General features: G+C 66.8%; 9 protein-coding genes and 1 tRNA gene. 4 read left to right on the top strand and 6 right to left on the bottom strand.

The annotated features are described in order from the left end of the window. Positions 1–149: 149 nt before the first annotated feature. The 3 genes from ACAG26_RS24585 to ACAG26_RS24575 all read right to left on the bottom strand — a co-directional run bounded on the left by ACAG26_RS24585 (position 150) and on the right by ACAG26_RS24575 (position 2778). The gene (locus ACAG26_RS24585) at positions 150–953 is read right to left on the bottom strand and encodes a universal stress protein (RefSeq protein WP_370485693.1); all 804 of its coding nucleotides are present in this window, start codon (positions 951–953) and stop codon (positions 150–152) included. Positions 954–1177: 224 nt separating this feature from the next. After that, complete coding sequence (locus tag ACAG26_RS24580; protein WP_370485692.1) at positions 1178–2068, bottom strand: TIGR03619 family F420-dependent LLM class oxidoreductase; 891 nt, start codon at positions 2066–2068, stop codon at positions 1178–1180. A gap of 86 nt (positions 2069–2154) precedes the next feature. Further along, positions 2155–2778, bottom strand: coding sequence for an NADPH-dependent F420 reductase (locus ACAG26_RS24575; RefSeq protein ID WP_370485691.1), 624 nt, complete (start codon positions 2776–2778; stop codon positions 2155–2157). A gap of 98 nt (positions 2779–2876) precedes the next feature. On the opposite strand from ACAG26_RS24575, the gene ACAG26_RS24570 reads away from it, so the two are divergent. The 3 genes from ACAG26_RS24570 to ACAG26_RS24560 all read left to right on the top strand — a co-directional run bounded on the left by ACAG26_RS24570 (position 2877) and on the right by ACAG26_RS24560 (position 5661). Continuing rightward, the gene (locus ACAG26_RS24570; RefSeq protein WP_370485690.1) at positions 2877–3428 is read left to right on the top strand and encodes a MarR family winged helix-turn-helix transcriptional regulator; all 552 of its coding nucleotides are present in this window, start codon (positions 2877–2879) and stop codon (positions 3426–3428) included. After that, the gene (locus ACAG26_RS24565; protein ID WP_370485689.1) at positions 3425–3883 is read left to right on the top strand and encodes a nitroreductase family deazaflavin-dependent oxidoreductase; all 459 of its coding nucleotides are present in this window, start codon (positions 3425–3427) and stop codon (positions 3881–3883) included. The genes ACAG26_RS24570 and ACAG26_RS24565 overlap by 4 nt, the downstream gene beginning before the upstream one ends. 203 nt (positions 3884–4086) lie before the next feature. Next, entirely contained in the window at positions 4087–5661 is a 1575-nt protein-coding gene (locus ACAG26_RS24560; protein ID WP_370485688.1) for a hypothetical protein, read from the top strand. A 159-nt stretch (positions 5662–5820) separates the two neighbouring features. Here ACAG26_RS24560 and ACAG26_RS24555 read toward each other — a convergent pair. Continuing rightward, a tRNA-Ala gene (locus ACAG26_RS24555) sits at positions 5821–5893 on the bottom strand. Between the two features lie 168 nt (positions 5894–6061). Between ACAG26_RS24555 and ACAG26_RS24550 the strand changes: the two genes are divergently transcribed. Further along, entirely contained in the window at positions 6062–6538 is a 477-nt protein-coding gene (locus ACAG26_RS24550; protein WP_370485687.1) for a ricin-type beta-trefoil lectin domain protein, read from the top strand. Positions 6539–6552: 14 nt separating this feature from the next. Here ACAG26_RS24550 and ACAG26_RS24545 read toward each other — a convergent pair whose 3' ends face one another. After that, on the bottom strand, positions 6553–7005 hold the full coding sequence (locus tag ACAG26_RS24545; protein WP_370485686.1) for a GreA/GreB family elongation factor: 453 nt from the start codon (positions 7003–7005) through the stop codon (positions 6553–6555). Between the two features lie 52 nt (positions 7006–7057). Continuing rightward, positions 7058–8314, bottom strand: coding sequence for an NAD(P)/FAD-dependent oxidoreductase (locus tag ACAG26_RS24540; RefSeq protein WP_370485685.1), 1257 nt, complete (start codon positions 8312–8314; stop codon positions 7058–7060). Positions 8315–8318: the final 4 nt, after the last annotated feature.

Here is an 8318-nt window from a genome sequence, read left to right as displayed (position 1 = left end):
CACACAGACCCCGAAAACCGACAAAACACCAGCACACCCCACTTGACAACACCCCACCCCTTCAGGGATGACTCTGCGCTCACGGCGTAGTCCACTCGGACTTTTGCGCCGTAGCCGCAGAGTCAATGGGCCGAGGGAACCAGGGTTGCCTACAAGCGGCTGCCGGGCACGGCGAGGAGCGAACAGTCGACCAGATCGGGCCGACCGATGTCGCAGCGGTGACCGCGGGGGCCAGTAACGAAAAGCTGGACGGACTCCGCGTGGGCGGCCAGATACCGACACACACTGCCGGATACGGCGACGGTCTGCACCGGCACCTCGGGATACAGCCGGACCCACGGCGCAATCCGACGATTCAGGTGTGCGTGCAGCAATCGGCTGGTGTCGTCTTCCGGGCTCCCGGCGCGCCGGCAAGCGACGATCCGCAGTGGCGCACTGCGCAATCGCGCTTCCTCGAAGGCATGCCGCAGCACCACACCGTTGTCGGCTTCCACCACGATCGCGGCGGTGTCCGGTGTCCGCGGCCGGTGCGCCGCCTGATCGATCACGGCCACCGGGCAGCAGGCCAACTCGACCAGGGCCGCCGCCACCGAACCCAGCCCGTGGCAGGCGTGTTTAACGCCGATTGCCCCCACACAGACCAGCGACGCGCACCGCGATTCCTCGGCCAGCTTGGCGGCGGGGTTCCCGGTGACCACGTCGGTTTCTATCTTGACCTGGGCACCGGTGGCCTCGACGGCACACCGCGCCTCGTGCAACGCGGTCCGCGCGGCGCCGAAGTGGATGCGGTCGGCGTCCGCGCCGCAAAGGTCGCGCGGATCGATGACGGACACCAGCCGCAGCGGAATATCCCGGCTCACCGCCTCGTCGATGGCCCACACCGCCGCGCGTACCGCCGCCTTGGATCCGTCGACGCCGACCACGACCGAAGGGCCAAAATACATGTCGCCCATGGCGAACCCCTGATGCTCGGTAAACCATTAACTCGCTGGGCTTTACGCTAGCCGGGAGAACCGCTCCTGCCCCAGGGTCGTTGGTCCTCACGCGGCCGGCTTTGGTCCTCAAACCTGCGAGAAACCCAGGGGGTGCTGCTCCGCTCAAGCGCGGTGCGCGGTCAGACTGCCGTGGTGATCCACCGGTGATCACCGCTACCTTGCCATCAAGCTTTCCCATGCGGTCACAACCGTCCGGTGCGTGCGATTACCTGGCTGGCGAAGTCGAGCGTTGCCTCCAGGCTGGGGAACATTGCGAAGGCATCGATGATGGCCTCGTCGGCACCGGACCCGGCGAGGCGCTTGAGTCTGTCGGCGACCGAGTCGACCGACGTGCCCGCTTCAAGGTTGAGCCGCATGGCCGTCTTCAGCACGTCGGGATCGCGGCCGGCGTCCTGCGCCGCACGGCGCGCAATCGACCACAAGTGGTCGGTGACCTCGTCCTGCAGCCCCTCGACCCCGAGCCAGCCGGTGCCGCTGCGGCCGACCCGGCGCATCGCGGCCTCGCTGGCACCGCCGATCCAGATGGGCGGACCGCCGGCCTGGACCGGGCGCAGGTCGGCATGCACCGGCGGCAGCGAGAAGAACTCGCTGTCCCAGGACACCGGGGTGGTCGTCCACCACTCGTGCAGGAACGCCAGCAGGTCATCGAGCATCCGCCCGCGCCGGTGCCAGTCCGCGCCACGGGCGATGTCGTGTTCGTCCTTCATCCACCCGATTCCCACGCCAACGTCAAGGCGGCCGTCGCTGAGCACGTCGAGCGTGGTCAACAGCCGGGCCAGGTGCACCGGCTCGTAGTAGAACGTGCTGAGCGTGCTGGAGTTCAGCCGCATCCGGTTGGTCGCCGTCGCGGCGACGGTCCACAGCAGCACCGGATCGAGGTAGCGGGTCATCTGCGGCGGGTACGGCTGCTCTTTGCCCGGATAGACGCTGTGCATTTTCACCGGGGTGACCAGGCGATCGCCGACCCACAGCGTGTCGTAGCCAAGGTCCTCGAGCCCGCGGCAGAACGCGCTCAGACCAGTGGCGGTGCTGACAGCGGGTCCGACAAAGGGAATTGCGAAACCAAGCTTCATCGCGAGAGTCCTTTCAATGATCGATCAACCATTTTTAGGGCGGATGCCGCCCCGTTCATTCACGGCTTAGACCCGGGTTGTGCGGCTCAGCCGGGAACGGCGGCGCCGAGGGCGAAGTCGAAGTTCCCCACCCCGTGGCGGGCGAGGCCCATCATGATCAGGCCCGTTCCTTCCAGCCAGTGCGCCATGTTCAGGTCGCCGACGTCCAGCGGGCGTAGCTTGAGGCTCTCGATGAACTCCGCCACGCCCGCCTTGGCGCGCGCGTCGTCGCCGGCGATGAAGACGTCGAGCGGCCGGCCCTGGGCCAGGACCACACCGAAGATGGTGTTGAAGGCCTTCACCACACTGGCGCTGGCCGGGGCAGCCTTGGCGACTTCCTGTGCGATCGAGGTGTCATCGGGGATGGCGAGCCCGTCGGCCGCGGCATTGAAGGGGTTGCTGATCTCGACGATGACCTTGCCCGCCAGGGCGTCTCCATACTGGGTGACGACCGGAACGACATTGGCGTACAACAGCGCCACGATGACGATGTCCCCGGCCGGAACGGCGCCGAACTCCCCCGTCGTGGCACCGCCGCCGAGAGCCCTGGCGAGGTCAGCGGCCTTGGCCTGATCGCGGCCGATGACCTCGACGGTGTTGCCGCCCGCTACCGCCAGCGCGCCGATGGCGCGGGCCATGTTCCCGGTTCCGATGATGCTGATGCTGCTCATGAGGTTGTCCTGTCTTGAGTCAATGATCCAAAAGGTTGATGGATCAACCTTAGATCAATTTAGGTGACGCGTCAACCAATCGGGTAGCATGGCGGCTGATGGAACCGAACTGGCTGAACCCGCGTGAAGACCGCGCCTGGCGGGCCTTCCAGCACGCGCACCATCAACTCGACCTGCACCTGCACCGTGGACTGCAGGAATCGGGCCTGTCCGGGGCCGACTACCAGATCCTGGCGGTGCTCTCGGGTCACGACGAAGATCGCATGCCCGCCCGCGACCTGTGCAACGCACTGGGCTGGGAGAAAAGCCGTGTCTCCCACCAGGTGCGCCGCATGCAGAAGGACGGGCTGATCTGCCGCGAGCCCAACCCCGACGACGCCCGCAGCACCATGGTCTGCCTGCTGCCGGCGGGCCGCGCCGCCATCGAGAAGGCGGCGCCCAGGCACGTGGCGGACGTCCGCCGGAACTTCATCGACCTGCTCAGCCCGGCCGAACTCGACATGCTCGCCGCCCTCAACGAACGCGTCCTGCACCACCTCGCCAACGACGACGACTCCGGCGCCGAAGGCGAGCCGTCATCGCCGTCATCAGCCCGGCAGCGCGAGGAGTCCGGAATAGACGCCAAGCCCACACGGGTTGACCGAGCATGACCGAAACCCCTGACGCCATCGACGACCTGCTCAAAAACGGACCGGAAACGCTGAATGCGTTCAACAACAACATCGTCGACGAGTTCCGGGCCAACGACGGCAAAGTCGGTGGCCAATTCGCCAATGCGAACTTGCTGCTGCTCACGACGACGGGCGCCAAGTCTGGCCAACGCCGGGTGTCGCCGCTGGCCTATTTCCGCATCGACGGCAAGCTGATCATCATCGGGTCCTTCCATGGCGCCCCGGTCAGTCCGGCCTGGGTGCACAATCTGCGGGCCAACCCGCAGGCGCACGTCGAGGTCGGGACCGACGCGTTCGACGTGACAGCTCGCGAACTGCCGTCCAACGAACGCGACGAGCTGTACCCGAAGGTCACCGCCGTAGCGCCGGGTTTCGCCAAGTCTCAGGCCAAGACCAGCCGGGTGATTCCGCTGTTCGAGTTGCACCGGGCCTAACTCCGGCCGCACGAAATCGCGTCCGACACGGTGCGTCGATTACGTACGCCGCCGGCACGAATTTGGCGTGATGGCATTGTGCGCCCGCAGGGCTTCCCGTCTGCCAATATGAACCTGAGGAGGACTGTGAACACATGCTCGGCATCAAACGGTTTTCTGCAAGGTTATGCCTCCTGGCGCTGTGTCCGGTGGCGGTGTTCGGAATGACCGGGTGCAGCGGCACGGCCCCTAACCGCCCCGACGCGGTGCCGGCGCCCAAGCCCAATCCATTCCTGTCAGCGGCGAAGTACGGTATCACCCATCTGGACTCGTCGCAGTCGGACAGTTTCACCGACCCGATTCCGCGGGGCACGTTCCACATCGACCCGTCGGCGATGCCCCGGGTGGTCGGCGGCCCGGTCAACATCATGAAGCTGGCCGCGACTAACCCGAACTATCGCTGGGTGTCCTCGTCATCGGGAGTACGTTACGTCGATGTCTCCGACGGTGGATTCAAGGAGGTTGCGTCGTACGAGACACCGGGCATACCAGCGATTTCGTCACAGGACCTGGATGCGGTGCTGAACCAGAAATTCATCGATACCGATCAGATCCAGGCGTTGATCCGCGACCACTGGCGCGGCGTGGACTGGCGGCGGATTAGCAACGGTGTCTACAGCCTGGTCGACAAGGACAACCGCGTCTACTACGTGACCCAGAACGCGCAGATCATCAAATACCGTCTCAAGGACGAGAGAAACCCCGCCGCGGGTATCGAGATCGACACCCAGTACGACTTCAAACCGTACCTCGGACACGCGATGACCACGTTCGGTCACCTGGAGACCATCGTCGGGGTGGCCATGACCTATGACGGGCATCTTCTCGTGCTCACGAACCGGTCGCTGGCGGTGCTGCGCCGCGACCTGTCCGGGCCGCCCGTCCCGCAGATCAAGTTCGGCGACGACGAAACCGTCTCCAATTCGATGGCCGTCGACGACGCCAACGGCATCTACGTCGCCTCCGACAAGCTCATGCGCAAGATCATATGGACCGGTACGACACTGTCCACCAACGAATCCGACGGGGCCTGGTCCTCGCCGTACGACGTCGGACGGCAACCACCGGCGGTGAAGTTCGGCACCGGGACAGGAGCAACCCCCACCCTGATGGGGTTCGGCAAGGACGACGACCAGTTGGTGGTTCTCACCGACGGTGCAGACCGGATGAACCTGGTCGCATTCTGGCGCAACAAGATCCCCGAAGGCTTCCAGCAGCGACCCGGCACCAAGTCGAACCGCATCGCCGACCAGATCAAAGTCACCGCGGGGCTGAAGGACCCCCTGCCGGAGTTCATTCAGAGCGAGCAGTCCGTCGTGGTGAACGGATACGGCGCCTTCGTCGTCCAAAATATTGGCGCAGGCGGCACCCCGGACCGCCTGGTCGACGTGCTGGCCAACGGCCCGGTAGACCCGCCGCCGCACGGCATGCAGCGCTTCGAATGGGATTCCGAGGGACACAAGTGGACCTCGACGTGGGAGCGCGGAGACGTCGTCTCCACGTCGATGGTTCCCGCGGTCTCCAGCCAAACCAACATCGTCTTCGTCAACGGTTACACCACCGCGGACGGCTGGGAGGTCACCGGCCTGGACTGGAACACCGGAGAGACGGTGCACCGCACCATCTTCGGCCAATCCAACCTCGGCAACGGGGCGTACGCCTTGATCGAAGGGCTACCCAATGGCGATCTGCTGTTCAACAGCGTCGGCGGACCCTTCCGCGCCAAGATAGCCAGGTAACCCATCGCGGGACAGTCCGGATATGGCGTGACCTAAGGGGTCGACGGCACCACCGAAACCGAACGGGTTAGCAGCCCCCTCGGGACATCGCTGGGCGACTGGGCCCCGAGAACAGGTCAGACCCGGTAGGAACACCGGCTCTGACCTGCGGTTTTCCAGTGGAGCTAAGGGGACTCGAACCCCTGACCCCCACACTGCCAGTGTGGTGCGCTACCAGCTGCGCCATAGCCCCGCGAAGTCGTGCCCATCGAAGTTACACCACTGCCATCCCGCGTTCAAAACCGCTGGTCACAGCGGGCCCGGCCGGGGCGCCAGGGGTGAATTGCCGCGACCGTAGGAGCTGAAATGGTTGTGCGCCAAACGGGACGGGTCGATGATCTCCTAAGAGAAGGGAGCTGACATGCACAAACCGCGTTTGCTAGGCGCCCTTGCCGCCGGTGGCGCAGCGCTCGGGGTCGCGTTGCTCAGCGCCGGGACGGCCAATGCCGCCGACCCGGTCCAGCTGCGGAGCCACTTGGGCAATTGGTGTCTGGACGGCCCGAACGGGAGCAACGCTGCCACGGTGGTCAACGCCTGCACCGGGGCGAAGTCCCAGTTGTGGACGTTCAACCCGGCCGGTCAGATCGAGAGCGTGGGCTTTCCCGGACAGTGCCTGAGCATCAGCACCGCAGCGGATAACACCCCGGTGGTCCTGGCGTCGTGTCAGACCAATACCGACAATCAGCGGTGGAATCACGAGGCCAACGGCAAGATCACCAGCCCGCTGGGCCCCTGCCTCAACGTGTTCGGCGGGGTGGCGCAGCCGGGCACCGCGGTGATCGCCTATCACGGCATTCCCGATGTGGCCGACGAAGAGTGGGACAGCCTTCCCGGATAACGATCCACCGCCGATCAGGCGGGGTGACCGCTGGTGTGCATCCCGTACGGCACCGCATCCAGCAGGGTGACCGAGACCGTCGCCCCGCTGGGCACCCGGTAGCTGCGCTGCTCACCGCGGCAGGCGCCGATGATCGCGGTCCCCAGCGGGGACTGGGTGGAATAGACCTCCAGATCCGCGTGCTCGACGCCGCGGGCGCCCAGCAGGAAGGTCTCGGTCTCCCCGGTCACGTCGTAGCGGACGGTGAGCACCATGCCCGGTTCGGCGACACCGTCATCGGGCGGATCCTCACCGACCACGGCCCCGTTGAGCAGATCGTGGATCTGGTGAATCCGGGCTTGCCGGGCCTGGCGTTCGTCGAGATCCACCGTCTCGTCCTCGGTGTGCGGTTCCGCCAGCGCCGCCAGCTCGGCCTGCAGCCGATCTCGGGTCTGCGGCGTGATCCAGACGCGTTCCGAACTGGTCATGAGACATCTCCTTTACGGGACTACAGAGCAGGTTTTGCCGAAGCGGGGGTGCTTAGCGCAGCGGATCGAGCGCCTGCAGGGCGGCGGGTTGTTTGCCGGTGGTGATCAGCTCGGCCAGCATCCGCCCGGTCGCCGGGCCGTGGGTCATCCCCCACATGCCGTGCCCGCCGGCGACGTACACGCCCGGGGCGGCCACCTCACCCACCAGCGGACGGCCATCCGGGGTGACCGGACGCGGCCCCACCCAGACCTCGTCGCGGTCCCGCCAGCGCACGCCCTCCAGCAGCGGCCGCGCCGCGGCCATGATGGCGTCGGCTCGAGTCGGCGAGGCCGGGGCGTCCGGAGACCGCAACTCCATGGTGCCGGCCACCCGCAGTTTCCCGTTCAACGGCGTGCAGGCCACCTTGGCGGTGGGCAAGTAGATCGGGCACGGCACCGGGCCGTCCACCGGGACGGTGAATGAGTAGCCGCGCCCGGCCTGCACCGGCACCCGGATCCACCGGCCGACCAGCCGGGACAACCAGGCGCCGGTCGCGAGCACCGCCACCGGTGCGGCTAATGACTCCCCGCTGCGCGACCGAATGGTGATGCCCCGCGGGCCGGGCTGCACATCGGTGACGTCGCCGATCACCAGCTCGGCGCCGCGTTCGGTCACCGCGGCGCCCAGGGCGGCCACGAAACGACCGGGATCGAGAAAGCGCTGCCCGTTGATCCGGACGCCGGCGGCCACCGCGCTCGACGCCAACGGCACTTGTTCGCGCAGCGCCGCCCCGGTCAACTCGGTGGTCGAGACCGGCTGTCCGGCGTCGGAGAACCGTCGCAGCTCATCGAGCAGGTGTTGGGCGTGCTGGGAGTTGCGGAACACCGCGGTGATCGGCGCGTCGGTGACCGGGGCGTCCACCCCGTTGGCGACCAGCACGTCGTAGGCTTCGATGCACTCGGCGTTCAGCGGCAGGTTGGCCCGCACCGCGCGGCGCCAGGCGGACCGGCGCGAATTGGCCGCGAACCGCGCTAAGAAGCGCCACACCGCCACGTCGGCGGTCAGCGGAATGCGCAGCGGCGCAGCCGAGCTCAGCAGCGATCGCAGACCGAACCGTAACGTGCCGGCCTCGTTGAGCGGGATCGCCAGCGCCGGCGCGATCCAGCCGGCGTTGCCCCAGGACGAGCCCGCCGCGACGCCGGTGCGGTCGACCACGGTGACCTTGACGCCGCGCTCCTGCAGAAACCAGGCCGTCGACAGGCCCACGATGCCGGCACCCACCACGATCGCCGATCGCGGCGGACCGTCGATGCGATTGACGCCAACCATGGCT

The organism is Mycobacterium sp. pUA109 (assembly GCF_041287095.1).
Taxonomy (GTDB): domain Bacteria; phylum Actinomycetota; class Actinomycetes; order Mycobacteriales; family Mycobacteriaceae; genus Mycobacterium.
Note: the sequence above shows the minus strand (reverse complement) of the source record. Positions and strands in the feature narration are given on the sequence as shown.